General features: G+C 65.1%; 28 protein-coding genes. 5 read left to right on the forward strand and 23 right to left on the reverse strand.

The genetic code is table 11. The features are described from left to right. Positions 1 to 14: 14 nt before the first annotated feature. The 5 genes from GVM20_RS01990 to hisG all read right to left on the reverse strand — a co-directional run bounded on the left by GVM20_RS01990 (position 15) and on the right by hisG (position 5,720). Complete coding sequence (locus GVM20_RS01990) at positions 15 to 2,102, reverse strand: sodium-translocating pyrophosphatase (protein WP_166545628.1); 2,088 nt, start codon at positions 2,100 to 2,102, stop codon at positions 15 to 17. A gap of 176 nt (positions 2,103 to 2,278) precedes the next feature. Next, entirely contained in the window at positions 2,279 to 3,136 is an 858-nt protein-coding gene (gene thiL, locus GVM20_RS01995) for a thiamine-phosphate kinase (RefSeq protein ID WP_166545629.1), read from the reverse strand. 138 nt (positions 3,137 to 3,274) lie between these two features. Then, the gene (gene nusB / locus GVM20_RS02000) at positions 3,275 to 3,739 is read right to left on the reverse strand and encodes a transcription antitermination factor NusB (protein WP_166545630.1); all 465 of its coding nucleotides are present in this window, start codon (positions 3,737 to 3,739) and stop codon (positions 3,275 to 3,277) included. Then, the gene (gene hisD / locus GVM20_RS02005) at positions 3,736 to 5,031 is read right to left on the reverse strand and encodes a histidinol dehydrogenase (protein WP_166545631.1); all 1,296 of its coding nucleotides are present in this window, start codon (positions 5,029 to 5,031) and stop codon (positions 3,736 to 3,738) included. The genes nusB and hisD overlap by 4 nt, the downstream gene beginning before the upstream one ends. After that, entirely contained in the window at positions 5,028 to 5,720 is a 693-nt protein-coding gene (gene hisG / locus GVM20_RS02010; RefSeq protein WP_166545632.1) for an ATP phosphoribosyltransferase, read from the reverse strand. Before hisG ends, hisD begins: the two co-directional genes overlap by 4 nt. Before the next feature lie 51 nt (positions 5,721 to 5,771). Between hisG and GVM20_RS02015 the strand changes: the two genes are divergently transcribed. After that, positions 5,772 to 6,854 (forward strand): DUF2332 domain-containing protein, encoded by a 1,083-nt coding sequence (locus GVM20_RS02015; protein ID WP_353653089.1) that lies wholly within the window; start codon positions 5,772 to 5,774, stop codon positions 6,852 to 6,854. A gap of 147 nt (positions 6,855 to 7,001) precedes the next feature. Here GVM20_RS02015 and GVM20_RS02020 read toward each other — a convergent pair whose 3' ends face one another. From GVM20_RS02020 to GVM20_RS02035, 4 genes are read right to left on the reverse strand one after another with little or no spacing between them, the layout of a single operon-like run. Continuing rightward, positions 7,002 to 7,895, reverse strand: a complete 894-nt coding sequence (locus GVM20_RS02020; RefSeq protein ID WP_166545634.1) for an alpha/beta fold hydrolase — start codon at positions 7,893 to 7,895, stop codon at positions 7,002 to 7,004. After that, entirely contained in the window at positions 7,895 to 8,704 is an 810-nt protein-coding gene (locus tag GVM20_RS02025; RefSeq protein ID WP_166545635.1) for an SDR family NAD(P)-dependent oxidoreductase, read from the reverse strand. Before GVM20_RS02025 ends, GVM20_RS02020 begins: the two co-directional genes overlap by 1 nt. A 51-nt stretch (positions 8,705 to 8,755) precedes the next feature. Next, entirely contained in the window at positions 8,756 to 9,211 is a 456-nt protein-coding gene (locus tag GVM20_RS02030; protein WP_166545636.1) for an NUDIX hydrolase, read from the reverse strand. Further along, positions 9,208 to 9,474: a BolA family protein gene (locus tag GVM20_RS02035; protein WP_166545637.1), complete on the reverse strand. Its 267-nt coding sequence runs from the start codon at positions 9,472 to 9,474 to the stop codon at positions 9,208 to 9,210. Before GVM20_RS02035 ends, GVM20_RS02030 begins: the two co-directional genes overlap by 4 nt. A 79-nt stretch (positions 9,475 to 9,553) precedes the next feature. On the opposite strand from GVM20_RS02035, the gene GVM20_RS02040 reads away from it, so the two are divergent. After that, entirely contained in the window at positions 9,554 to 10,150 is a 597-nt protein-coding gene (locus tag GVM20_RS02040) for a J domain-containing protein (RefSeq protein WP_166545638.1), read from the forward strand. A 3-nt stretch (positions 10,151 to 10,153) separates the two neighbouring features. Here the strand turns inward: GVM20_RS02040 and GVM20_RS02045 are convergent, their stop codons facing one another. Genes GVM20_RS02045 through GVM20_RS02060 form a run of 4 tightly spaced genes read right to left on the reverse strand, consistent with a single transcriptional unit; the run spans position 10,154 to position 12,729 of the window. After that, a complete protein-coding gene (locus GVM20_RS02045) occupies positions 10,154 to 10,828 on the reverse strand; it encodes a dihydrofolate reductase family protein (protein ID WP_166545639.1) in 675 nt (224 codons plus the stop codon). 4 nt (positions 10,829 to 10,832) lie between these two features. Further along, entirely contained in the window at positions 10,833 to 11,462 is a 630-nt protein-coding gene (locus tag GVM20_RS02050) for a glutathione S-transferase family protein (RefSeq protein WP_166545640.1), read from the reverse strand. A 3-nt stretch (positions 11,463 to 11,465) separates the two neighbouring features. After that, on the reverse strand, positions 11,466 to 11,837 hold the full coding sequence (locus tag GVM20_RS02055) for a DUF1428 domain-containing protein (RefSeq protein ID WP_166545641.1): 372 nt from the start codon (positions 11,835 to 11,837) through the stop codon (positions 11,466 to 11,468). Positions 11,838 to 11,892: 55 nt separating this feature from the next. Then, on the reverse strand, positions 11,893 to 12,729 hold the full coding sequence (locus GVM20_RS02060; RefSeq protein WP_166545642.1) for an oxygenase MpaB family protein: 837 nt from the start codon (positions 12,727 to 12,729) through the stop codon (positions 11,893 to 11,895). 115 nt (positions 12,730 to 12,844) lie between these two features. Between GVM20_RS02060 and cobS the strand changes: the two genes are divergently transcribed. After that, complete coding sequence (cobS, locus tag GVM20_RS02065; protein WP_166545643.1) at positions 12,845 to 13,834, forward strand: cobaltochelatase subunit CobS; 990 nt, start codon at positions 12,845 to 12,847, stop codon at positions 13,832 to 13,834. 49 nt (positions 13,835 to 13,883) lie between these two features. Continuing rightward, entirely contained in the window at positions 13,884 to 16,067 is a 2,184-nt protein-coding gene (locus tag GVM20_RS02070) for a transglycosylase domain-containing protein (RefSeq protein ID WP_166545644.1), read from the forward strand. On the opposite strand, the gene GVM20_RS02075 is transcribed toward GVM20_RS02070, so the two are convergent. The 10 genes from GVM20_RS02075 to pyrE form a co-directional block, all read right to left on the reverse strand. Further along, a complete protein-coding gene (locus GVM20_RS02075) occupies positions 16,064 to 16,459 on the reverse strand; it encodes a PaaI family thioesterase (RefSeq protein WP_166545645.1) in 396 nt (131 codons plus the stop codon). The two genes, GVM20_RS02070 and GVM20_RS02075, sit on opposite strands and share 4 nt — an antisense overlap. Next, entirely contained in the window at positions 16,452 to 16,931 is a 480-nt protein-coding gene (locus tag GVM20_RS02080; RefSeq protein ID WP_166545646.1) for a PaaI family thioesterase, read from the reverse strand. The genes GVM20_RS02075 and GVM20_RS02080 overlap by 8 nt, the downstream gene beginning before the upstream one ends. Positions 16,932 to 17,068: 137 nt before the next feature. After that, positions 17,069 to 17,557, reverse strand: a complete 489-nt coding sequence (gene ruvX, locus GVM20_RS02085) for a Holliday junction resolvase RuvX (protein ID WP_166545647.1) — start codon at positions 17,555 to 17,557, stop codon at positions 17,069 to 17,071. Then, on the reverse strand, positions 17,539 to 18,684 hold the full coding sequence (locus tag GVM20_RS02090; RefSeq protein ID WP_166545648.1) for a DUF3089 domain-containing protein: 1,146 nt from the start codon (positions 18,682 to 18,684) through the stop codon (positions 17,539 to 17,541). The genes ruvX and GVM20_RS02090 overlap by 19 nt, the downstream gene beginning before the upstream one ends. Before the next feature lie 30 nt (positions 18,685 to 18,714). Further along, positions 18,715 to 19,617: a signal peptidase I gene (gene lepB, locus GVM20_RS02095; RefSeq protein ID WP_166545649.1), complete on the reverse strand. Its 903-nt coding sequence runs from the start codon at positions 19,615 to 19,617 to the stop codon at positions 18,715 to 18,717. Between the two features lie 11 nt (positions 19,618 to 19,628). Beyond that, positions 19,629 to 20,030, reverse strand: coding sequence for a holo-ACP synthase (gene acpS, locus GVM20_RS02100; RefSeq protein ID WP_166545650.1), 402 nt, complete (start codon positions 20,028 to 20,030; stop codon positions 19,629 to 19,631). Beyond that, positions 20,027 to 20,311: a pyridoxal phosphate biosynthetic protein gene (locus GVM20_RS02105; RefSeq protein ID WP_166545651.1), complete on the reverse strand. Its 285-nt coding sequence runs from the start codon at positions 20,309 to 20,311 to the stop codon at positions 20,027 to 20,029. Before GVM20_RS02105 ends, acpS begins: the two co-directional genes overlap by 4 nt. Next, positions 20,308 to 21,063 (reverse strand): pyridoxine 5'-phosphate synthase, encoded by a 756-nt coding sequence (locus tag GVM20_RS02110; protein ID WP_166545652.1) that lies wholly within the window; start codon positions 21,061 to 21,063, stop codon positions 20,308 to 20,310. Before GVM20_RS02110 ends, GVM20_RS02105 begins: the two co-directional genes overlap by 4 nt. Further along, positions 21,060 to 22,133 carry a serine hydrolase domain-containing protein gene (locus GVM20_RS02115; RefSeq protein ID WP_166545653.1) on the reverse strand — a complete coding sequence of 358 codons (1,074 nt, stop codon included), beginning with the start codon at positions 22,131 to 22,133 and terminating at the stop codon, positions 21,060 to 21,062. Before GVM20_RS02115 ends, GVM20_RS02110 begins: the two co-directional genes overlap by 4 nt. Positions 22,134 to 22,139: 6 nt before the next feature. Further along, positions 22,140 to 22,721, reverse strand: a complete 582-nt coding sequence (gene pyrE, locus GVM20_RS02120) for an orotate phosphoribosyltransferase (protein ID WP_166545654.1) — start codon at positions 22,719 to 22,721, stop codon at positions 22,140 to 22,142. A 244-nt stretch (positions 22,722 to 22,965) separates the two neighbouring features. Here pyrE and coxB point away from each other — a divergent pair, with 244 nt between their 5' ends. Beyond that, on the forward strand, positions 22,966 to 23,985 hold the full coding sequence (gene coxB, locus GVM20_RS02125) for a cytochrome c oxidase subunit II (RefSeq protein WP_166545655.1): 1,020 nt from the start codon (positions 22,966 to 22,968) through the stop codon (positions 23,983 to 23,985). The last annotated feature ends 25 nt before the right edge of the window (positions 23,986 to 24,010 follow it).

Below are 24,010 nucleotides of genomic sequence, written 5' to 3' on the forward strand. Positions count from 1 at the left end.
AGGCTGGATCAGGTTCAGCCCGCCGCCAAAGCCGCCAGCAGCAGCAGGGCGACGATATTGGTGATCTTGATCATCGGGTTGACCGCCGGGCCAGCGGTGTCCTTGTAGGGATCGCCGACCGTATCGCCTGTCACCGCCGCCTTGTGCGCGTCGGAACCCTTGCCACCGTGATGGCCGTCCTCGATGTACTTCTTGGCATTGTCCCATGCGCCGCCACCCGAGGTCATCGAGATCGCGACGAACAGCCCGCCGACGATCACGCCGAGCAGCAGGGCGCCCAGCGCGGCAAAGCCGTTGGCCTGCCCCGCAACAGCAGTGATCACGAAATACACCACGATCGGTGCCGCCACCGGCAGCAGCGAGGGGATGATCATCTCCTTGATCGCCGCCTTGGTGACGAGATCGACGGTACGGGCGTAGTCGGGCTTGACCTCATAGGTCATGATGCCCGGGTTCTTGGCGAACTGGTCGCGCACGTCCTTCACCACTTCGCCCGCAGCCCGGCCCACTGCCGTCATGCCCATCGCGCCGAACAGGTACGGCAGCAAGGCGCCGAGCAGCAGCCCGACGATGACGTAGGGGTTTTCGAGGCTGAAATCGACCGTTACACCCTCGAACAGCTCGCGCAGGTCGGCGGTGTAGGTGGCGAACAGCACGAGTGCGGCAAGGCCCGCCGATCCAATGGCATAGCCCTTGGTCACGGCCTTGGTGGTGTTGCCCACGGCGTCGAGCGCATCGGTCTTTTCGCGCACGCTTTCGTCCAGCCCCGCCATTTCGGCGATGCCGCCGGCATTGTCGGTGACCGGGCCATAGGCGTCGAGCGCCACGACCATGCCCGCCAGCGCCAGCATCGACGTGGCCGCATAGGCGATCCCCATCAGCCCAGCGAGTTGGAAGGCGATGATGATGCCGCCGCAGATCACCAGCGTCGGCAGTGCGGTCGATTCCATGCTGATCGCAAGGCCCTGGATCACGTTGGTGCCGTGGCCCGTTTCCGAAGCCTTGGCGATCGAGCGCACCGGGCGGTAGTTGGTGCCGGTGTAGTACTCGGTGATCCAGATGATGAGGCCCGTGATGACGAGGCCCAGGAACCCGCAATAGAACAGGGTGCGGCCATTATAGGCCTGCTCTGCAATCGCGCTCTCCATATCGCCCAGCGTGGCGCTGATCGCGAACCAGATCGCCGGAACCGAAAGGACGGCGGTGACAAGGAAGCCCTTGTACATCGCGCCCATGATGTTGGTCCCGCCGCCGAGGCGCACGAAGTATGTTCCGATGATCGAGGTGACGATGCACACGCCGCCAATCAGCAGCGGCAGCACCATCAGCGCGAAGAGGTTCTCAGCCCCGCTCAGCAGCAGTGCGGTCAGCACCATCGTAGCGCCGACGGTGACGACGTAGGTTTCGAACAGGTCGGCCGCCATCCCGGCGCAGTCGCCGACATTGTCACCGACGTTGTCGGCAATCACGGCGGGGTTGCGCGGGTCATCTTCGGGGATGCCTGCCTCGACCTTGCCGACAAGGTCGGCACCGACGTCAGCCGCCTTGGTGAAAATCCCGCCGCCGAGGCGTGCGAAGATCGACACCAGCGAAGCGCCGAGCGCCAGCGCGGTGAGGCCGATCACCACCGGACGGCTATCAGCCGCAAGGCCCGCAGGGCCGGTGAGATACCAGAAGAAGCACGCAATCGCGAGGAGCGCGAGGCCAGCCACCAGCATTCCGGTGATCGCCCCGGCGCGGAACGCCAGCGTCAGGCCCTCTTGCAGCCCCTTCATCGCGGCGGCCGCTGTGCGAACGTTGGAGCGCACCGACACGTTCATGCCGATAAAGCCCGCCACGCCCGAAAGCACCGCGCCGATCACAAAGCCCACCGCCGGGATCGCGCCCAGCGTGACGGCGACGATCACCGCGACAATCACGCCGACAATCGCAATCGCGGTATATTGGCGCTTAAGATAAGCCTGCGCGCCTTCCTGAATGGCGGCGGCAATTTCCTGCATTTTGGCATTCCCGGCGTCTGCGCCGAGCACCTGCCGACTGGTGATGAAGCCATACACAATGGCAAGCAGCCCCAGCCCAATTGAAATGAGCAATAGATTCACGAGCAATCCCCTCTCGTCTTATGTTGCTTCCCCTTGCGGGGCGCGTGCGCCTCGTTTTGATCCCGCGGGCGCAGGGGTGCCAGTCATAGGCGCTCGCAGGGTGCTGGCAAGCCTCCCGCCCGCCGGAGGCGCGGTTTTGCGCCGCTTTCAGCAGTTTTGGCAGGCAGAGCGGGGTGTCAGCCGTGCTGGTAGCCGAGGGAGGCGGGGTCGCGGAGCGGCTCATCGCCCAGCACCAGCGGCGCATCAGCGCGTTCGATGACGGTGCCGATGCGGTGCACTGCAACCGGCAAGCGGACAGCGGGCGGGGCGGTGAACAACAGCTCGTAATCATCGCCCCAGCGAATGCAGGCATCGCGCTGGGCAGGATCAGCGACCGGGATGGAGGCCGGTTCAAGCGCGAAGGTCACGCCGCTCGCCTGCGCCATGCGCCAGCTATCGAGCAGCAGCCCGTCCGACACATCCATCATCGCGCTGACATGGGGAGCGAGGGCTTGTCCTTCGGCACAGCGCGGCTGTGGGCGATTGAAGGCAGCGAGGTGCTCGGCATCGCCTGTGAAGCCCAGCATCGCGCGTCCGACCGGGCCGGTGAGGTAGATGGAGTCGCCCGGTCGCGCGCCTGATCGCGACGGGAGAGGCTGGCAGGTCGCCCGCCCGATTGCGGTGAGGCCGAAACTGCGCGCGCCTTGCGCCGCGACCGTATCCCCGCCGAACAGCGGCGCGCCAAAGGCAGCGAGCGCCTCATGCAGTCCTGCCAGAAAGCGCGCATCATCGCGGCCCAGCATATGCCCGAGCAATACGCCGACCGGCTCTGCTCCCTTGGCAGCAAGGTCCGAAAGGTTAGAAGCGACCAGCTTCCACGCGACATCGGCCATGTCAGCGTCGGCACGGAAATGCGTGCCCTCGGCCATCATGTCGTGGGTGATGACCAGCGTTTCGCTTCCGATGGTCAGCACCGCGCAATCATCCGCCAGCTCCCGCGCACCGGGGTGGAGCGGGAGCAAGCGCAGGGCGGCAATGAAGTCGGGTTCGTTCATCAAAGTCCCTCACCGTTGCGCAGCAATGGGGAGGTGGCAGCCCGCAGGGCTGACGGAGGGGTGTGCGGAGAAGGCCTAACCCCTCCGACCGCGCTCACGCGCGGCCACCTCCCCATTCGTTCCGAACGGAGAGGGACGTTACCGCGCATCCCTCGCCACAGCATCCAGAATGCCATTGACAAACTTCGCCTGCCCATCATCGAAGAACGCCTTGGCGACCTCGACATATTCGTTGATCGTCACCGCTGCGGGCACATCGACGCGGGCGATCAGTTCATAGGTGCCGGCGCGCAGCACTTGCAGCATGGTCTTGTCGAGCCGCGCGATGCTCCATCCGGCGGCCAGCTTGTCCGCCACCAGCGCGTCGATCTCGTCCTTCCGGGCGTCCACACCGCGCACGACATCATCGAAGAACGGCACTTCGGCGTCGGCATATTCGGCATCGTCGAAGTCGTCATCGTCGATGGTGCGGCCCAGCCGGTGCTGGTGGAATTCGTCGAGCAGCCGCACCACTGCGGTGCCTTCCATATGCTGCTGATACAGCGCCTGCACGGCGGCGAGACGCGCAGCCGAGCGGGCTTTTGAACGGGCGGGATGGTTCATGTGATCCTCAGTTCCACGGACTTGGCGTGGGCAGGCAGCCCCTCGGCATGGGCGAGGGTTGCGGCGGCGGGGCCAATCGCAGCGAAAGACGCCGCATCAAGCCCCAGAAAGCTGGTGCGTTTCATGAAATCGAGCACCGACAGCCCGCTGGAAAAGCGCGCGCGGCGCCCGGTCGGCAGCACGTGGTTCGGCCCGGCGACATAGTCGCCCACGGCTTCGGGCGTCATCCGGCCGAGGAAGATGCTCCCGGCGTGACGGATCGCCTTGAGGTAGGGCTCGGGATCATCGACCGCGATCTCGACGTGTTCGGCAGCAAGGCGGTTGGCGAGGGCGGGGGCTTCCGCCAGCAGATCATTGACCACGATCATCACGCCGTGCGCATCCCAGCTGGCGCGCGCGGTCTTGGCGGTCGAAAGCTGGCCGATCTGCAAATCGATGCAGTCCTCCACCTGCCGCGCAAACCCGGCATCATCAGTGATCAGGATCGACTGCGAGGTCGGGTCGTGTTCAGCCTGGCTGAGCAGGTCGGCGGCGATCCAATCGGGATCGTTCTTGCCGTCTGCGATCACGAGAATTTCGGAAGGCCCGGCGACCATGTCGATCCCGACGACGCCGTAAAGCTGGCGCTTGGCTTCGGCCACCCAGGCATTGCCGGGCCCGGTGATGACATCGACCGGGCGAATACGCTTGGTGCCATAGGCGAGGGCACCCACGGCCTGCGCCCCGCCGACGCGCCAAATCTCGTCCACGCCGGCGATGTGGGCGGCGGCGAGCACCATCGGGTTCGACTGGCCCTTGGGCGTCGGAGTGACGACCACCAACCGCTCGACGCCGGCAACCCGCGCGGGGATCGCGTTCATCAGCAGCGAGGAGGGATAGGCCGCGCGGCCGCCGGGAACATACAGCCCCGCTGCATCCACCGGCCGCCAGATCGCCCCAAGCCTGACGCCTGCGGCATCCACATAGTCGCGGTCCTCGGGCAGCTGCGCCTCGTGATAGGCGCGGATGCGCGCCGCCGCGAGTTCGAGCGCGTCGCGCAGATCGGGGGCGAGTTCGTGATAGGCCTGCTCGCATCGCTCGCGCGTGATCAGCCAGTCACCATCGTCCGCCAGCGTATAGCCATCGAAGCGCTGGGTGTAATCCGACAGCGCTGCATCGCCGCGCAGCTTCACCGTCTGGAGAATATCGGCGACCTGCCCTGCGACTTCGCTGTCGGATTCGCGGCGGGCATCGACGATGCGGTCGAACACCTTTGCGAAATCGGGCTGGAGGGTGGAAAGGATCGGGATCATGCGGCGGCGGCCTTGTCAGTACGGTCCTGCGCCTCGCGCCGGAACGCGTCGACCAGCGCGGCCACGCGGGCGTCGGTCTTGAGCGCGGTGCGGTTGACGATCAGGCGGGCCGAAATGTCGAGGATCACATCGGTTTCGACCAGCCCGTTTTCCTTCAGCGTCTTGCCGGTGGAAACAAGGTCAACGATCTGCCGCGCCAATCCGAGCGAGGGGGCAAGCTCCATCGCACCGTTGAGCTTGACGCATTCGGCCTGCACCCCGGCAGCTTCGAAATGGCGGCGGGTAAGGCTGGGATACTTGGTCGCGACCCGAAGGTGGCTGGCGCTGCCCGGCTCATCAAGGTCCGAAGCGAGGCGGGCGACCGACAGGCGGCACAGGCCGATGCCAAGATCGACCGGCGCGTAGAGATCGGCGTAGTCGAACTCCTCGATCACGTCCGAACCGACGATCCCGATCTGCGCTGCGCCATGGGCGACGAAGGTCGCCACGTCGAAGGCCCGTACGCGGATCATCCGCATGTCGTTGCGGGTGCATGCAAAGGCGAGCGCGCGGCTTTTGGGATCGTGGAACTCGGCGTCAGGCTCCACGCCGGCGCGCGCCATCACTGGCAGCGCTTCATCAAGAATGCGCCCCTTGGGGACAGCGAAGGTCAGCTGTCCGGGATTGTCGTGGGTTCCATTGGTGGTCATGATTGGCCGCGCACTTAAGGACGAGCGGGCAAAAGGGCAATGGTGATGGCGATGGGTGAGCCTGGAATCATGGGGCTGGAGGACTTTACCACGGCGCTCGACTGGCAGGCCCGTCATGCCGAAGAAAATGGCGCGCCTGCCACCGCCCGCGTGATCCGGGCGCTCGCAGGGGTGCGGGCTAGCGATACGGCGACCGGCAGGCGGATCGCCGATTGGCCGGGGCTGACACTGAAAGATGCGATGCCCTTGCGGCTGGCCGGAGGCTTTCACCACCTGTTGCTGACGGGGGCGGATGACCGATTGGCTGCGGTTTACGCGGGGGCGATCACCGATCAGACGGCGGTTGACGCGCTAGTGCTCGATCTGACGCACAGGTTCGATACGCGGCTCTTGCCGTGGCTCGACGGCCCGCCGCAGACCAACGAAGCGGGGCGCTCCGCCAGCATCATGGCCGGATTGCTGTGGCTGGCACAGCGGGTGCGCGCGCCGCGGTTCGATCTGTTCGAGCTGGGAGCAAGCGCCGGGGTCAACACGATGATTGATCGCTATTTCTTCCGGTTGGGCGAGACCGAGGTTGGTCCGCAGGACTCGCCCATGCGGATCGTGCCCGCATGGCGCGGAGCCTCGCCGCCCGCGCCGCCCGCCGGGTTCGGCATCACCTCGGTAAAGGGCTGCGACATTGCCCCGATCAATCTTGCCGATCCTGACGCGGCCTTGCGGCTCAAGGCCTATGTTTGGCCTGATGCAGGGGAACGCATGGCGCGGATTGACGCCGCGATTGCGCTGGCAGGCGTGCAGCCGCCCGATCTCGTGGCTGCCGACGCTGGCGACTTCGCCGAAGCCATGCTGGCCCGGCCTGCACAGCAGGGTGTGGCGCGGGTGATGTTCCATTCGATCATGTGGCAATACATGCCCGCCGCCACCCAAGCGCGGATCACTGCCGCGTTTGAAGCATCGGGTGCCGAGGCGACGCCTGACACCCCCCTCGGCTGGATCGCGCTTGAAACCGACCCCGCGACTTTCCGCCACGAATTGCGGGTGCGGCTGTGGGACGGGAAGGCGCATCACGGCGAAGAACACCTGCTCTCCCACGCCCACCCGCACGGGGCATGGGTTGAGTGGCTGGCGGGTTAGTCCCTCCCCGTTCCGCAGGAATGGGGAGGTGGGCGAGGCCGCAGGCCTCGGTCGGAGGGGTAAGCCGGCCGAGCGATGACCCCTCCGTCAGCCCTGCGGGCTGCCACCTCCCCATTCGCTGAGCGAACGGGGAGGGACGTGCACGTTTTAACCCCCCAGAAACGCCTCCATCGCCGCATTCACCGCGTCCGGCGCCTCCCACGGCACGAAATGCCCACAGTCTGGCACCCGGACGATAGTGAGCGGGTCGATGATGTGCTCCAGCCCGTCAAGGTTCTCAGGCGGCAGAGCGAGGTCGTCCAGCCCCCAGATCACCAGCGTCGGGATCGTCAGCTTGGGCAAGGCTGGGGGCGTCCAGCCTGCGGGGATTGCGAAAGGCGCGTCCATGGTCGGCACGTCGATCGGGCTCGCCCGGTAGTAGTTGAGCATCCCGAAGGCGGCATCGCGGTTCTGCCAGTCGAGCAGCAGCGCGTCGCGTTCCTCCGGCTCCATGGCGCTGGGGCGATCCCACTTTACTTCCTTCAGCAGCAGGCCGGTGAGGCCGTGCTCCTTCACCAGCGCATCGTTGGCGGGATCACGGAAACCGCGGATATACTGGCTCGCCTCGCGCTGGCCGGGGTGGGTGTAGAGCAGGCGCTGGAAGGTCACGGGGTGCGGGGCATTGGCGATGATAGCGCGCGTCACCCGACTGTGCTGCCCGCCAAGTGCAACGCCCCAGGCAATCGCGCCGCCCCAATCGTGGCCGACGATGGTGAAATGCGCGATCCCCAGCGCGTCCGCCAGCAGGAACACATCGCCGATCAGCTTGTCGGGGGTGTAGGCGGCCACCTCTTGCGGCTTGGACGATCCGCGATAACCGCGCTGGTCGGGCGCGATGCAGCGGAACCGATCCTTGAAATGCGCGATCTGGTGACGCCAGGTGCGGTGGCTTTCGGGAAAGCCGTGGAGGAAGATCAGCACCGGCGCATCGACCGGGCCCTCATCGACGATGTTGAGGCTGATGCCGTTGGGCAATTGCACCCGCTTGAGATCGAAGCTCATCACTGCTGCTCCAGCTTGTCCATGTAACCCTTGGCGACCATGCCGGCGACCTGATCGAACAGCGCCTCGGGAGTGCGGCGCGCCTCGCCCATGGCGAGTTCCATGCCTTCCGCGACGATGATCTCACGCTCCCCATTGGCGATCCCGTCGAGCATCTGGCGGGCCGCGACGTCGGCGGGGATGCCTTCGTCAATCGCCTTGTCCGAGCGCCCGCGCTGGGTGCCGTCAGCGTTAAGCGCGTTGCGCGAGACATTGGTGGCGACCGATCCGGGGTAGATGGTGTGGACGCTGACGCCGTTGATCGACAGCTCGGCCCGAAGCGCATCGGCATAGCCCGCAAGGCCGAACTTGGCGGCGCTGTAAGCGGTGCGCATCGGCACCCCGACCTTACCCGCGATCGACGAGATGAACCCGAGCGCCCCCGACCCGCGCTCCGCCATGTGACCGATCAGCCCTTGGGTGAACGCGATCTGGGCAAGGAGGTCGACTTCGATAATGTCGCGATAGACCTGCATCGAGGTCTTGAGCGCGCGGCTGCGCTGCGAAATGCCCGCATTGGCGAAGGCGAGGTCGACATGGCCTTTCCACGCGATCGCCTTGGCCGTGGCTTCGGCGAGCGCGGCGTCGTCACGTACATCGAAAGCGAGGATCAATGTCTCGCCGCAGGTTGCCGCCACTTCGGCCAGACGGGCTTCGTCCCGACCCGACAGCACCACGTGCGCGCCGCGTGCTGCCAGTTCCTGCGCCAGCGCGGCGCCGATGCCCGATGAAGCCCCGGTGATCCAAGCCACCTTGCCCGCATAATCCATTGCTCTCTCCCTTTGCGAAAGAGGACTAGCGAGCAGGCGACCGGCGCGCAATCAGGTTGCGGTTTGCGACCTAATCATGTCGGCAAGGTTCACCGGAAACACGGCTTCGGGCCAATCGTTGAGCTCGTCCAGCGTGAACCAGCGATGCTGCGTCATCAGCGCCTGTTCGGTTTCTGTATGGCGGCTGGTATCGATCACCGCCTCGGCCACGCGCACCAGAAAGAAGCGTTCATCCGCCTGCACCGGCTCGCCTTCGACGGTGATGAACTCCGGTGTCATCCGGGCGATCTGCGGCCCCGGATCGGCGGTGAAGCCCGTCTCCTCCAGCAATTCGCGCCGTGCGGCATCTTCGAAGCTTTCGTCCGCCTCGCACTCGCCGCCCGCCGTCACCCAGAAGGGATCGCGCCCCGGCACGTCATAGCGGAACATCAGCGCGCGGCCTTTCGGGTCGAGCACGATCAGACGCGCCGCGCGGCGCAGGCGCAGGTCGGGGTTGATCGTGTTCACGCCTCCGGCACGCCCGCCTTGATCGCCACGGCATGGACCCGCTGGCCGACGATATCGCCCAGCACCGCAATCACCGCGCGCTGGCGGGCGAGGCGGTTCATGTCGGCAAAGGCCGCCGCGTCGATTTCGATGGTGAAGTGCGATTCGCCCGAGCCATCGTCGCCCATATGGCCCGAATGCTTGGCGCTATCATTGATGATCGCCAGCCGTGCGGGCGCGAAGGCCTCGGTCAGCAGAACGTGCATTTCCTCGGCGACACTCATCGGGACTTTCCTTCTTTGCAAGCTGATCGGCCAAATTCAGGCTTGGAACTTGGGAGCCTGATCGCCATTCTCAAGGGCTATGCCTTCACCACGATTTCACGGCCGCGTCGAGAGCGAGGGACGCCCATGCGAAGCGCCCGGCTGCCGTGAGGCGGGTGAGTTCCGCGCGCCCGGACGCCGCCCCAACGGGTTCGACGGGCCGGGTGAGTGGCGCTGGTTCTGCCTTCAACATGTGCGCGAATTCAACGCGGGCTATGACTGGTTCGAGGGCATGAGCGCCGAAGAAATCATTGCCGCACAGTCGCCCATTGCCGGATGGCGCACCGAAACCCGCGCCTTCCGCCCAGACGCGGGCGTGGACGGGGTACCGCGCTGGGCCGACTATGCCGACCCATTGGACGCAATCGCTGCTCGCGCACGCGGTATCCGCAACCGGGCCGAAGGGCGCGCGCGGGACGCTGCGGCGCAGGTGCGCTTCTCGGCCGATGAAGCCCGCGCGCTTGAGGTGATGGGGCTGGGCAGCGACATTGATCGCACCCGGCTGCGGCGGCGCTATTCCGAGTTGGTGCGGCGGTATCACCCCGACCGGAACGGCGGCGATCGGCAGCATGAGGCCAAGCTGGGTGCGGTGGTCGAAGCCTATCAGCTGCTCAAGGGCAGCGCCGCGCTGGCTTAGGCGCTACCAGCTACCTGCTTCGATCCGCGCTTGCCGCGCCAATTCGCGCTCGCTGATGATCGGGATCGGCGCTTCGGGCGGATAGGGCGGCAGCGCGCCGCCGGGCGCGTAGCTTGCGATCACCGTTCCCTTGGCCGTCACCCGGTGCTCTGTCATCGTCAGGGTTGCAACCGGGGTGCCTTCGCCGAAGATGCGTTTGCCCGAGCCGATGATCACCGGATAGGTCATGGTGATCAGCTCGTCGATCAACCCGGCGGCGAGCAGGGCGGGATAGAGCGTGCTTGATCCCTGGATGATCATCTTCGGCCCATCGCCAGCCTTCAGCGCAGCGACATCCTCTACCGAGGACAGCCGGTGGCTGTTCTCCCATTCAAGCGGCAGGTCACCGCGCGTCAGGACATATTTGTTCGCAGCATTGAAAGCGTCGCGCATCGGGGCATTGTCGCCCTCGGCATAGGGCCAGTAGGCGGCGAAAATGTCATAGGTTCTCCGCCCCAGCAACAAATCGTAATCGCCCGCAAACAGCGTGCCGAGCGTTGCCTCGACCCCTTCATCCCAGACGCTGAACACCCAGCCGCCCTGATCGAACCCGCCGGTCGGGTCTTCGGTCGGGCCACCGGGGGCCTGCATCACCCCGTCGAGTGACAGGAAAGCGGCAGCGACGATGTGGCGAGCCATAGCCTTAACCCTCCTGTGCTGCCTTGATGATCGCTGCGTCGATCGCGTTGGCTTCTATGTAGGCGGGGCGCTGGGTGATCCGGTCGACATAGGCGCGGAACGAGGGCCGTTCGGGAATCGAACCGAAGCGCAGGCCCCAGACGAACTGGCTGCCGACGTAAGTATCGGCCATTGTGAAACGGCTGCCGGCGATAAAGTCGTTGGCCGAAAGCCAGCCGTCGAGCGCGTCGAGCGCCAGTTCAAGGCTGCCAAAGCCCGCCATGTCGGTCTTGCCCTCGGGCACTTCCCAGCCCATCGCCTTGCCGACCACCGCCTGTTCGAGCGGCCCGGCGGCGAAGAACAGCCAGCGGAAATAGGACGCCTTTTCGTGCGCGTCCGGCAGCAGGCCTTTGTCCGGGTGGGTTTCGGCGAGGTAGTGATTGATTGCGGCGCACTCGGTGATGACGTGATCGTGGCCGCCATGATGATGCACCAGCGTGGGCACCTTGTTCATCGGGTTGATGGTCTTGAACGTGTCCGGCCGGGTCGCCCAGTCGAACACCACATGATCGTAGTCGGCGCCCGCCTCGTGCAGCGCCCAGCGCGATATCTGACCGCGGCTCATGGCGACGGTGTAGAAGGTGAATTCGGCCATGTTTTACGCCTCACCGATGAACAGGGGATCAAACCCGCCGATGATCATGCGCTTGCCATCGAAGGGCATGTCGCTGCCGTCGGGATTGCCGAATTGTTCGGCCATGCGCGGATCGGCCATGATCTTTTCCTGACTGGCCTCGGCGGTTTCGCGGTCTGGCCAGGTCATCCAGGCAAACACGATCTTCTCGCCCGGCTCGGCTTTGACCGCCATGCGGAAATCGGTGCTGGTGCCGTCCTTGATGTCAGCTTCCCAGCATTCGATCTGTGAAAGCGCCCCGTAATCCTTGGCGATCGGCCAGAATTTCCGGGCGACCTCGCGATAGGCTTCCTGCTTGCCTGCGGGCACGGGAATGACAAAACCTTGAACATACATCGGCACTCTCCCTCCATCGCCGAACATGCCTCACGTTCAGGACCGAGGGAAGGCGCTATTGCCGGAACGCCCAACGCAGCGTCCGGCCCATGCCCCAAGTCGCCGCACGCGCGGGCAGGGCGGTCAGCATCGGGCGCTGCAACCGCAGCATCTGCCGTGCCCAGTCGGGCAGCATCGCGACGGCATCGGCGGTGACCATGGTCTGCACCGCCTGCGGGGTGCCTTGCGGGCGCTGGCTGAGGACCAGCTGCGCAACTTCGCGCGCGGCGGGTGAGGCACTGAGATCACGGCGCAATTCGCGGAAGATGGCGTCTGCCTCGGCGCGGGTCTCAGGCACCGGATCGGCACCCAGCGCGCGGGCGATGACCGCGAACTGGCGGTAATATTCGTCCTGCTCGGCGCCGGGCATATTGGGCCGCACATGACGGAGGTAACCGGCAAGGAAACTCTGCGCTTCAGTGACATGAACCCAGGCGAGGGTGCGCGGATTGGTCGCCTCGTAGCGCGATCCATCAGGCAATGTCCCGCCGACCTTGGCGTGGATACGGTTGACCCGGTCGATCGCCTTCATCGCCTCCTCGTGGTGGCCGAAGGTCGTCACCGCAATGAAGCGCGCGGTGCGCCGCAGCCGCCCGTGCATATCCTCGCGGAAATTGGAGTGGTCGAGCACGCCTTGCAACGCATGGGGGTGGAGCATCTGGAGCAGCAGCGCGCGCACGCCGCCGGTCATCATGCCCACGATATCGGCGTGCACCTGCCGGATCGGCGTATCGCGTTCAAACAGCGCTTCGTCTGACGGCGGGGTCGGCGTCTGGCCCGCGCTCGCATCGTGAAACACGCCGCGCACCTGAGAGACCAGTTTGAGGCGCAGCGATTCGACGGGATCGGGCATGGGTAGGATATAGGCGCGCAGCGGAGGCGAGGGAAACGAACTCGCCAAATTGCCAGCGATTTGCTGCAAACCACTGCTTGCGGCCAAGCGACTTGCGCTCTAACCGAAATCCACGATGACTGCACCCTCCAGAACCAATGTCACCGGCGATAGCGCCATGCCCAATCAGCCCGACACCACGGTCGACGTCCGCGAGATGTTCGGCATTGATGTCGATTGGCAGGTTCCCGCGTTCAGCCAAGCCGAAGAGCATGTGCCTGACACCGACGGCGCCTATGTGTTCGATCCGGACACGACCTTGGCGATCCTCGCAGGTTTTGCGCATAACCGCCGGGTGATGGTCCAGGGCTATCACGGCACGGGCAAATCGACGCACATCGAACAGGTGGCCGCGCGCCTCAACTGGCCGAGCATCCGGGTGAACCTCGATGCGCATATCAGCCGTATCGACCTGATCGGCCGCGATGCAATTGTGCTGAAGGACGGGTTGCAGGTCACCGAGTTCAAGGAAGGCATCCTGCCGTGGGCGCTCCAGCACCCGGTCGCGCTGACCTTCGACGAATATGACGCAGGCCGCCCGGACGTGATGTTCGTGATCCAGCGCATCCTCGAATTTGATGGCCGTCTGACCCTGCTCGATCAGAACCGGGTGATCACGCCGAACCCGTGGTTCCGCCTGTTCGCCACCACCAACACCGTCGGCCTCGGCGACACCAGCGGCCTCTATCACGGCACGCAGGCGATCAATCAGGCGCAGATGGACCGTTGGAACATCGTGGTGGCGCTCAACTACCTCGCGCCCGAGGTTGAACAGCAGATCGTCAAGTCCAAGACCCCGGCGACCGATGACAAGCTGATCGCCGACATGGTCAAGGTGGCCGAACTGACCCGTCAGGGCTTTATCAATGGTGATATCTCGACCGTGATGAGCCCGCGCACGGTGATCACCTGGGCCCAGAACGCGACCATCTTCAAGTCTGTCGGCTTTGCCTTCCGTCTCAGCTTCCTCAACAAGTGCGACGAGGCGGAGCGTACGCTGGTGGCCGAATACTACCAGCGCGTGTTTGGCGAAGACCTGCCCGAAGGCGCAGCGAAGAAGCGGTAAGCAAGTCGCTTGCAGGTCAGTGTCCTAGGCTGGTAACACAGCAGGTACGATGGCGCTGTTCGACCGATTCTGGAAAGGCTCACGCTCCGGCGCTCCCGAGGGGGATGGCACGCCTGCGGGGTTCTTCCCGCTCTACGAATCGACCCGTCCCTTGGACGACGAGGAAGACGACAGACCGCGCCCGCGCGCCGCTGCCTCGCCTTCATTCGATGAATGGGACGCGAAGCTCGCCAGCATTGATGACGCGCTGGTCGTCGAGGAGAAGCGTCGCCTGCGCTGGTGGCAGCGCGATTACTGGCGCGCGCGGTCGAAATGGTGGTGGACCGGACGCAGTGTCATGGCGACGGTGGCGGTTCTCGCGCTGCTGATCGGCTGGCTGACCATCACCGCGCCGCTCTCCAAAAGCCTTGAGCCTATTGCCCCGCCGCAAGTCACCCTGCTCGCCAGCGACGGCACGCCGATTGCGCGGCAGGGCGCGGTGGTCGAGGCGCCGGTCAAGGTCGCCGATCTGCCGCCGCATGTCACCCAAGCCTTCCTCGCGATCGAGGACCGGCGGTTCTATTCGCATTGGGGCATTGACCCGCGCGGGATCGCCCGGGCGGCGTGGACGGGCTATGGTGGCGGCTCGACGATCACCCAGCAGCTCGCCAAGTTCACCTTTCTCACCCCCGAACAATCGCTCACCCGCAAGGCGCGCGAGGCGCTGATCGCGGTGTGGCTGGAAAGCTGGCTGACCAAGGACGAGATCCTCGAACGCTATCTCTCCAACGCCTATTTCGGCGACAACCAGTATGGCCTGCGCGCGGCGAGCCTGCACTATTTCTACCGCCAGCCCGAAAAGCTGCGTCCCGAACAGGCGGCGATGCTGGCGGGACTGTTGCAGGCGCCCTCGCGCTATGCGCCGACCAAGCATTACGACAAGGCCAAGAAGCGGATGGAGCTGGTGATCCAGTCGATGGTCGATGTCGGCTATCTGACCGCTGCCGAAGCCGCGGCCCTGCCCGATCCGCGTGTCGATGTGCGCAAGCGCGATGATAACCTGCCGACGGGCACCTATTTCGCCGACTGGGCGCTGCCGCTCGCACGCGAGGGGATGGACGCGAGCTACTCGCAGCAGGTGCTCACCACCACGCTCGATTCCCGGCTTCAGGCGCTGGCCAATCGCATCGTTGCGCGCGCGCCCTTGGGCGGGGCGCAGGTCGCGCTGGTGGCGATGCGGCGCAATGGTGAGGTCGTGGCGATGGTCGGCGGGCGCGATTACGCCAAGTCGCCCTTCAACCGGGTGACGCAGGCCCGCCGCCAGCCCGGATCGACCTTCAAGACGATTGTCTATCTGACTGCGTTGGAGGCCGGGTGGGAGCCGGATGATACCATCCCCAACACGCCGATCACCCAAGGCAGCTATCGCCCGAAGAATTCGCGCGAGCAGTATTCCGACCAGATCACGCTCGAAAACGCCTTCGCCCAATCGAGCAACGTCGCCGCGGTGCGCCTGTTTCAGGCGGTGGGCAGTGACAAGGTGATCCGCACCGCGCGCAAGCTCGGCATTACTGCGCCCATGACCGAAGGCGATCCCAGCCTTGCGCTCGGCACGTCATCAATGACGCTGATGGAGCTGACCGCGGCCTATGCCGGGATTGCGGCCAACGATTATCCGGTCGAACCCCATGCCTTTGCGCGCGGTGAGCAGGGGTGGTGGGAGTGGCTGACCACGCCCAAGGATTCCATGTCATCGGACACCCACGAAGACCTTGAAGGGATGCTGCGCGCCGCGATCAATCGCGGCACCGGGCGCAATGCGGTGCTGCCGGTCGCCAATTTCGGCAAGACCGGCACAACGCAGGATTACCGCGACGCGCTGTTCGTGGGCTATGCGGGCGATCTGGTGGTCGGCGTGTGGGTGGGCAATGACGACAACACGCCGCTCAACGGCGTCACGGGCGGCAGCACGCCCGCTCGCATCTGGCGCGATTTCATGCGCGGCGCGCTCAAGGTTGAAGCGGCGCCCAAGCCCCAAGCGTCAGACACGCCCGATCCCGAAGGGCCGGTGCAGCCGCTCGACGTGCTCGAAGGCGAGGAAATTCCCTTGGGACAGGACGGCACCAGCCTGCGGATCGAGGAGGGCGGCGTCACCATCCGGCAGGACGGCGTACCGGTGGAAGTCCGGCTGAACGAGGGCGGGGTGGTGGTGCAGCCCTCAGCATCGCCATCACCGGGTCAGCCCCCGCTTTAGACCATCAGGATATTCATCACCGCCGTTGCAATCGGGCGGGACCGGTCATTCTGCCACGCCTCGACAGTGACATTGGCATTGCGCCGCCCCAATCGAGTGATGCGGCCCACAGCGAAACTGGCCTGGGATTTGCCTGCGGCGAGGTATTGCACGGTGATGTTGATCGGCTTCAGCTGCGGATCGCGGCCCGCCGCCAGCAACGCGGCACCGAGCGCAGCATAGCCCGCCGCCTCCAGCAACCCGGCGGTCGCCCCGCCGTGGAAATGCTGCGGGCGGCCTTCGACCATCGGCCCGAAATCGACCGAGAGGACGGGCATTTCACCCTCGACCTGGCCCGTCGACACGATCCCCAATGAGCGGGCATAGGCGGGCAGTTCCAGTGCGTCAGCCATGATCGCCGCCCTTCAGCGCCGGGTTGGCTTCGCGCGGATCAGCCGCAATTGTCATGAACACGCCCGCGACATGGGCGACCGGATCGTCCGGATCGCCATCATGCGCAATCCCGCGCACAAATGCCGCCGAGCGCGTGCGGCGATAGCATTCGACCCGTCCGCGCACGCTCGCCCGTTCTCGCGCAGGGCGCTGGTAATCGACTCTGAGATCGAGCGTCGCGACCGGATTGAAGCTGCCGCTCGCCTGCCAGATCGCCATGCCGCTCGCCATGTCCATCAGGCTGATGATCGGACCGGAGGCAAGCACGAGGCGGCTGGCATCGCCCAGCAAATCCTCACGCCAAGGCAGTTCGAGCTCGACCCAATTGTCGCCCTGATCGGCGAATTTGAGTCCGAGCCAACCTGTATGGCCATGACGGAAAAACCAGCGCGAGGCTTCGCGGGCGTCGAACCGGGCAGGGGGCGTGGTCATGGCATCGCGCATAGGGGCGAGGAGACGGGGGTGGCAACGCACAAATTTGCCGGAACGGCACCACATCCGTTTATGTCGAGCGAAGTCGAGACACCCGGACAGCGCCTCTCGACTTCGCTCGATGCGAACGGATCGCGTTAGAGCACACCCCCCGCTAGCCGGTCGATCGCGCCTTGCAGGATCACTGCTGCGGCATGGGCGTCGATTGCGGCGGCGCGTTTGGCGCGGCTCATGTCCTGCCCGATCATTGCGGCTTCGGCGGCCTGGGTCGACCAGCGTTCGTCCCACAGCAGCAGCGGCAGGCCGAACGCCTCGGCGCAATTGCGGGCATAGGCGCGAGATGCCTGCGCACGCGGACCTTCGCTGCCGTCCATGTTGCGCGGAAGGCCGAGCACGATCCCCTTGATGCCGCGCGCCTTGATCAAGGTGGTGAGCGTTTCGCGATCACGCCCCCACTTGCCGCGCTGGATCGTGGTGCCGTTGGTGGCGAACCGCCATCCGGCATCGCAGGTCGCCGTGCCCAACGTCTTGGTGCCAAGGTCGAGCCCGAGCAGCACGCCGCCGCTCTCTCCGACAGCGTCGGCAAAGCCGCGTGCGTCCTCGAAGATCAGCTCTGCGGTTTCCACGCATTCGCCCGGTTGTTCACGTCAGCCTTGGTGTTCGCCCAGAACAGCGGCAGGTCATAGACGTGGTAATTGTTCCCCGGCAGCACATAGGAGCCCATTTCGGGCGGCGGGCCGATCAGCAGCAACCCACGCGCATCGCATGTGGCGGGGACGAAGCCGGGGCGCAATTCGCCCTTTTCCATGCTGTCTTCGGGCACCAGCGTGCCGAGATTGGCGCTGGCCGGGGCCTTGCCGCCGATCCGGCCTGTGAGGGGATTGGAGCACATCATCGGATCCTTGCCGGGCGCCTTGCCATCAAGCGCGGGCGTGCTGCCATAGGCGTTCAGAACCGGCGCCGGATCGGCCGGTTCGGCAAAGCTCGACCAGCTGATGATGCACCCGGTCTGGCCCGGTGCGGCGCAAGCGGGAAATCCGATGACAGGCAGATCATGGGTCATCGATACCGGCCAGCCGATCAGATAGGCCGCCACCAGCCGCTTTGCCACGGGCGATCCCTTGACCTCTTCGGCAAGCAGGCGCTTCAAATGCAGCGCGCCTTGCGAATGGCCTGCCAGCACGATCGGCGTGGCCGGGTCAACGCTGGAGAGGAAAAAGCGGTAAGCTTCGCGCACATCGGCATAGGCGGCCTCGATCGCCTGCCTGCCTTGGGGCGCATCGGTCAGGAAGGCGCCCATCGTGGCCTGGCGGTAACGCGGCGCCCAGATTTCGGTCGCGGCGTTGAACGGGCTGGCCATGCCGCGCAGATAGACGCGGGCGATCCGCTCAGCCTCAGGATCGCCGCCGTTTTCCAACGGGGCGTTCCAGCGTGTGCGGTTGAGATAGCTGGTGGGATGGACGAAAAAGACGGCGAAGGGCCTGGCGGTTGTGGTGAGCGCCGGCACCGGTTCCGCGTCACCGCTCCACGCCGGCTGCCAGCGTGCCGGGTCGCTCACGCCGATGCCGGGCCGCGAGTACCACAGCGTCGGGTCTTCATAGGCATTGGCCTGAAGCGGTGGGATCGGCGTAAACTCAGCCGAGGGCACCAGCGCGATCTGGGCCAATTCTTCCTGAAACAATTCGTAGGCAATCCGACCGCTGATCACCAACACGATGCAGAACGCAATGAAATAGAGGAACTTGCGGGCCATTCTTGTTGCCTCAGTTCACGTTCGCACAGGTCACTTGGCCGCAGCGCCTTCGGCCAGCGGCGGACGCAGGGTGGTCCACGCCCGGTCACCGCGCAGGCTGGAGAACCAGCTTGCCGGGTTCCAGGTGGTCGACCCGTCGAGGCTGAAGGTGATGAACTCGGCTCGCCCGCCGATATTGGCCATTGGCACCGGCCCGCCCAGCCCGTCAGCAATCGCCAGCGCGCGGCTGTCAGCGGAAAGATCGCGGTTGTCGCCCATCACGAACACGCTGTCTTCGGGCACCGTGATCGGGCCGTAATTGTCGAGCTCCTGATCGCGATAGTCGATGGTGAGATAGGTCGCGCCATTGGGCAGGGTTTCGCGCCAGGTCGGCGGATCGAAATAGTCGCGCCCGTCGGGGCCGGTCTTGCGGAACGCTTCGAAGGCCTGGAGGCAGGGACGCTCACCCGTGCCATCCTCACACATCAGCTCAGGCTCGAACGGGAGGCGCACCGAGGGCACCGCTTCGCGCTTGATGGCCTTGCCATTGAGGATGATCTGACCGCCGCGCACTTCGATGGTATCGCCCGGCAGAGCGACCACGCGCTTGATATAGTCCACGTCCTGATCCGGGTGCACCGGGATCACGATATCGCCATATTCCGGGGTCGAAGGCAGCACCCGCCAGCTGGCACGCGGCAGAATATGGAAGCTCGCCGACGCCCATGACCAACCGTAGGGATACTTGCTCACCACCAACCGGTCCCCCACCCACAGGCTCGGCATCATCGAGGTCGAGGGAATGTAGAACGGCTTGGCGACCAGGCTGTGGAACGCCAGCACGGCGAGCAGCATCAGCCCAAGACCGCGAATTTCGGCGAGCCAATTGACCTTGTCCGGAGCGCTGCTGTCAGTCACGTGCGGGCTTTCGATTGTTGTCACGGGGGGTGCCATGGGGCGGCCTGTCAAAGGGGGATGGCTTCGATGATCACAAAGGCCTGCGCCCACGGGTGATCGTCAGTGAGAGTAAGGTGAATGCGCGCCTCATGGCCCTTTGGCGTGATTTCTTCAAGCCGCAAAGCCGCGCCGCCGGTCAACGCCAGCGTTGGCGCGCCCGAGGGTGCGTTCACCACACCAATGTCCTTCATGAACACGCCGCGCTTGAACCCGGTGCCGACCGCCTTGCTGAACGCCTCCTTGGCAGCGAAACGCTTGGCGTAGGTGCCCGCGATGGTGAAAGGGCGGCGGCGGGCCTTGGCGATTTCGGTTTCGGTGAAAACGCGGTTCTCGAACCGCTCGCCATAGCGGGCGAGCGAGTTGGCGATCCGTTCGATATTGCAGAGGTCGGAGCCCATGCCGATTATCATTTGAACGCTCTCAGTATAACCGCGACCAGCAGCCCGACAGCAACGACATGAAGCATCACCTGTGACTTGAACAGCGGGTGCGCAAAGTCGCCCTTGGCCATTTTCAGCGCGCCGACATAGCCGAAGATCATCAGCGCCAGCCACCCAACCGCGAAGACCACCATCACCTGCGCATTGAGCGCAAAGCCGAGAAAGCCAACCGCCAGCAGAAACAGCGCCGCCGCCGCAAAGGCCCAGCGTTTCTGTTCGCCGGTCAGGGGAGGCAGATCAGGGTTACTCAACGCACGTCATCCATCAGTTCGCGCATCCGGCGGATCGCGTTTTCGAGGCCGACGAAGACTGCCTCTCCGATCAGGTAGTGACCGATGTTGAGTTCTGCAATTTGCGGGATAGCGGCAATCGGCTGGACGTTTTCAAACGTGAGGCCGTGGCCCGCGTGCGGCTCGATCCCGTTCTTGGCGGCAAGCGCAGCCATATCGGTGATGCGGCGCAGCTCGCGCTCCACCCGTTCACGGTCACCGTCAAGGAAGGCATGGGCATATTCGCCGGTGTGGAACTCCACCACCGGCGCGCCGAGACGCAGCGCGGCGTCAAGCTGGCGCTCGTCCGCCTCGATAAACAGCGAGACGCGAATGCCCGCCGCGCGCAATTCCTCGGCAATCGGGGCGAGGGTGTTGTGCATTCCCGCGGCATCGAGCCCGCCTTCGGTGGTGCGCTCCTCGCGCTTTTCGGGGACGATGCAGGCGGCGTGCGGTTTGTGACGCAGGGCGATGGCGAGCATTTCGCGGGTCGCGGCCATTTCGAGGTTGAGCGGGAGGTTGGTCGCTGCCTGAATGCGCGCCAGATCCTCGTCGCGGATATGGCGGCGGTCTTCGCGCAGGTGCGCGGTAATGCCGTCACCGCCGACCGCCGCGACAATCTCCGCCGCGCGCACCGGATCGGGATGATCCCCGCCGCGCGCATTCCTGATCGTGGCGACGTGATCTATGTTCACGCCGAGGCGCAGGGGACGGGGATGGAGGGTCTGGTTCATGGGGTTCCTTGCGGGCAAGCGGCGGCAGCGAGCAGGTCGTGACTGAAGCCGCTTCCTTGCCAGACCTCACCAAAATCGAACGGCTTTTCCTGGCTGAAGGCGACCACCGCCATCTGCTTGTCGGGCAGGATGAAGTTGCGCACCTGCACCGCGCCGACATCGCCGCGACGCTCAACGATCCGCACCGGCTCGGCACAGCCCTTGAGCGGTACCTCGAACACCCATTGGCCCAGCGCCATGTAGCCCAACGCCGGATCGCCCTTCCACATCTCGGCAAGCGCCTCAGGGCCGAGCAGGTCGCCGCGCATCAGGGCGTTGTCGATGGCGAGGATATCGTCCGGCTCGCCATAAAGTCCGGCGGATGCGCCATAGGCTGACAAGTCGGAAGGTTGCTCCCTCACGCCGTCGATGACGCCCCAGCGGGTGAATTGCTCACCGGGATAGGCACCCGCGAACTCGAAGCCGAGCGGCCCGGCAATGTCGCGGATGAAGAGCTTGTCCCAGCTGAGGCCTGCCACGGCTTCGAGCACCGCCCCCAGCACCATGTAGTCGCAATTGTTGTAGGCCCAGTCGCCCCCGGGCGCGCCGGTGACGGGGCCGGCACAGAATCCGTTCAGCGGATCGCGGCTGCCTTTGAACTCGGCACTATAGAACTCCGGCACGTCGGCGGGATTGGGCAGCCCTGCACGGTGCTGGAGCAGGTTGCGCACCGTCGCCGTACCCGCGTTGGCCGAGCGGAAGGCGGGCAGGTAAGTCGCGACTGGCTGGTCCAGATCGATCGTCCCGCGCTCGACCTCGCGCATGACGAGGATCGCTATGACCTGCTTTGTGACCGACGCCCAGCGCCACGTCAGCCCGTCCGGCCAACCGCGGTCAGGTTCCGGAAGCAGGCCTGTCCATGAAAAGCGCGGGCCGCCAATCTCCAGATCGTCAAGGCCCGACGAGATCACGATGTCGCCTTCGAACTTTGCGGCATTAATGACCGCGCCGACCTGATCGATCGGAAATTCCTCCGCCACCGCTGCAACGGGCAGGCTCAGAGCCAGAAGGGCGGCGAGGGGGCGGATCATGCGGCGCTATTCCTTCCGGCTGCCGGGTTTGGTTACCTCTACGCGGGCCAGAGCTTCAGGGATGTCGTTTTCGTCATAGGTGGGGAAATCAATGGCGAGCAGCGGGTAGAACGGCACGCCCAGATCGACCGACCCGCAAGACCGGTCGATGATCGCGCATTCGGCAATCACTTCGCCGCCCTCACGCGCGACGGCGGCGATGGCTTCGCGGCTGGAGAGGCCGGTGGTGACCACGTCCTCAACCATCAGCACTTTTGCGCCCTTAGCCAAAGCAAAGCCGCGGCGCAGATGAAACACGCCATCGGGCCGCTCAAGGAACAGCGCATCCTTGCCCAGCGCGCGGCCAACTTCGTGGCCGATGATGATCCCGCCCATCGCCGGTGAGACGACAACATCAATCTGATCAAGCACTTCGGCAGGAATGCCTGCCACGACGGCTTCGGCCAGCCGCGCAGCCCGTGCGGGGTTCATCAGCACCCGGGCGCATTGTAGGTAATGTCCGCTATGCCGACCGGACGAAAGCTTGAAATGGCCTTCGAGCAGAGCGCCCGAGGCGCGGAATTCGGCCAGAACTTCATCTTGCGTCACGGAGGAACCCCTTAGAAAACATGAAAGAAAGCGCCGACTTGCGTTGGCGACATGGAGCCTTGCATAATTTTCTCCCTAGAAGCGCTTGAGGCCCTCGGCAAGCGGGGCTAAGGGCAGGATTGAAGCTGGCCCTAGGGCTAGCCAAACGCTGTCTGCACCGGGTCTCGAGGGGGCTGAGTGGTGGGCGGTATGGGATCAGATTAGAACCACTTGGACACATGTGATGGGTCAAAGGCACACCCGTATGAAAAATGCTATTCTGGCGGCGATTGCTGCCGGGCTCGCGGCGTTCGCTCCGCTGAGCGTTGCGGCGCAGGACGCGCCGACGACCACTCCGGTTGAAGCGACCGCTCCGGCGGCTGAAGCTGCGCCTGCCGCAGCCGCGCCCGCTGATGCTGCGCCCGCCGAAGCGGCAAGCGCCTACACCCCGATGGCTCCGACCAAGGGCAAGGGGATGCCGACCTCTTACGAAGATGGCGCGCTTAAGAGCATGACCTTCCAGGACCAGTATTCCGAAAACGGCAAGTACGCCCAGTGGATGCACGACGGCATTCTGATGCCGGTGATCACCGCGATCAGCCTGCTGGTGCTCGGCCTGCTGCTCTATGTGGTGGTGCGGTTCAACCGCCGCCGCAACCCGGTCGCCTCGCGCACCACGCACAACACCGCGATCGAAGTGATCTGGACGATCGTTCCGGTGATCATCCTGGTCGTGATTGCTGTGCCGTCCATCACGCTGCTGGCCCGCCAGTACGAAACTCCGCCCGCTGACGCCGTCACCATCAAGGCGACCGGTTATCAGTGGTACTGGGGCTACACCTATCCCGACCACGGCGAGATCGAAGTGATCTCGAACATGCTCGATGAAGGTGAGGCTGTGCGCCGGGGTGAGCCGGGTCAGCTGGCCGTCGACAACCGCATGGTCGTCCCTGCCGGCGTGCCGCTGCGCATCCAGACCACCGCGAGCGATGTGATCCACGCCTTTGCCGTGCCGTCGCTGTGGTTCAAGATGGACGCCGTTCCGGGTCGCCTCAACGAAAAGCTGCTGACCATCGAGGAGCCGGGCGTGTACTACGGCCAGTGTTCCGAGCTGTGCGGCGCACGTCACGCCTACATGCCGATCGCCATCGAAGCGCTTCCCCCGGCTGAATTCGCCGCTTGGGTGAAGGCCCAGGGCGGCTCGATGCCGGGCGAAGAAGCGGCGGCTCCGGCTGCTGCGCCCCCTGCCGATGCTGCCGCCGCCGCTCCGGCTGCGGCGCGCTGAGACTGAACAAGAAATAGAAGCAGAA

The sequence above is a fragment of the Porphyrobacter sp. SLTP genome (assembly GCF_009905735.1).
Taxonomy (GTDB): domain Bacteria; phylum Pseudomonadota; class Alphaproteobacteria; order Sphingomonadales; family Sphingomonadaceae; genus Erythrobacter.

Excerpts from the sequence above, each read along its gene's own strand:
- acpS (WP_166545650.1), bottom strand. The coding sequence starts at position 20,030 with ATGATAATCGGCATGGGCTCCGACCTCTGCAATATCGAACGGATCGCC.
- GVM20_RS02115 (WP_166545653.1), bottom strand. The coding sequence starts at position 22,133 with ATGATCCGCCCCCTCGCCGCCCTTCTGGCTCTGAGCCTGCCCGTTGCA.
- GVM20_RS02055 (WP_166545641.1), bottom strand. The coding sequence starts at position 11,837 with ATGTATGTTCAAGGTTTTGTCATTCCCGTGCCCGCAGGCAAGCAGGAA.
- thiL (WP_166545629.1), bottom strand. The coding sequence starts at position 3,136 with ATGAACGAACCCGACTTCATTGCCGCCCTGCGCTTGCTCCCGCTCCAC.
- cobS (WP_166545643.1), top strand. The coding sequence starts at position 12,845 with ATGACTGCACCCTCCAGAACCAATGTCACCGGCGATAGCGCCATGCCC.
- hisG (WP_166545632.1), bottom strand. The coding sequence starts at position 5,720 with ATGACCACCAATGGAACCCACGACAATCCCGGACAGCTGACCTTCGCT.
- GVM20_RS02015 (WP_353653089.1), top strand. The coding sequence starts at position 5,772 with ATGGGTGAGCCTGGAATCATGGGGCTGGAGGACTTTACCACGGCGCTC.
- GVM20_RS02020 (WP_166545634.1), bottom strand. The coding sequence starts at position 7,895 with ATGAGCTTCGATCTCAAGCGGGTGCAATTGCCCAACGGCATCAGCCTC.
- GVM20_RS02045 (WP_166545639.1), bottom strand. The coding sequence starts at position 10,828 with ATGGCTCGCCACATCGTCGCTGCCGCTTTCCTGTCACTCGACGGGGTG.
- hisD (WP_166545631.1), bottom strand. The coding sequence starts at position 5,031 with ATGATCCCGATCCTTTCCACCCTCCAGCCCGATTTCGCAAAGGTGTTC.
- GVM20_RS02060 (WP_166545642.1), bottom strand. The coding sequence starts at position 12,729 with ATGCCCGATCCCGTCGAATCGCTGCGCCTCAAACTGGTCTCTCAGGTG.
- GVM20_RS02075 (WP_166545645.1), bottom strand. The coding sequence starts at position 16,459 with ATGGCTGACGCACTGGAACTGCCCGCCTATGCCCGCTCATTGGGGATC.
- GVM20_RS02070 (WP_166545644.1), top strand. The coding sequence starts at position 13,884 with ATGGCGCTGTTCGACCGATTCTGGAAAGGCTCACGCTCCGGCGCTCCC.
- coxB (WP_166545655.1), top strand. The coding sequence starts at position 22,966 with ATGAAAAATGCTATTCTGGCGGCGATTGCTGCCGGGCTCGCGGCGTTC.
- lepB (WP_166545649.1), bottom strand. The coding sequence starts at position 19,617 with ATGGCACCCCCCGTGACAACAATCGAAAGCCCGCACGTGACTGACAGC.
- GVM20_RS02080 (WP_166545646.1), bottom strand. The coding sequence starts at position 16,931 with ATGACCACGCCCCCTGCCCGGTTCGACGCCCGCGAAGCCTCGCGCTGG.
- GVM20_RS02050 (WP_166545640.1), bottom strand. The coding sequence starts at position 11,462 with ATGGCCGAATTCACCTTCTACACCGTCGCCATGAGCCGCGGTCAGATA.
- GVM20_RS02110 (WP_166545652.1), bottom strand. The coding sequence starts at position 21,063 with ATGAACCAGACCCTCCATCCCCGTCCCCTGCGCCTCGGCGTGAACATA.
- GVM20_RS02025 (WP_166545635.1), bottom strand. The coding sequence starts at position 8,704 with ATGGATTATGCGGGCAAGGTGGCTTGGATCACCGGGGCTTCATCGGGC.
- GVM20_RS02090 (WP_166545648.1), bottom strand. The coding sequence starts at position 18,684 with ATGGCCCGCAAGTTCCTCTATTTCATTGCGTTCTGCATCGTGTTGGTG.
- GVM20_RS02040 (WP_166545638.1), top strand. The coding sequence starts at position 9,554 with ATGCCTTCACCACGATTTCACGGCCGCGTCGAGAGCGAGGGACGCCCA.
- GVM20_RS02035 (WP_166545637.1), bottom strand. The coding sequence starts at position 9,474 with ATGAGTGTCGCCGAGGAAATGCACGTTCTGCTGACCGAGGCCTTCGCG.
- nusB (WP_166545630.1), bottom strand. The coding sequence starts at position 3,739 with ATGAACCATCCCGCCCGTTCAAAAGCCCGCTCGGCTGCGCGTCTCGCC.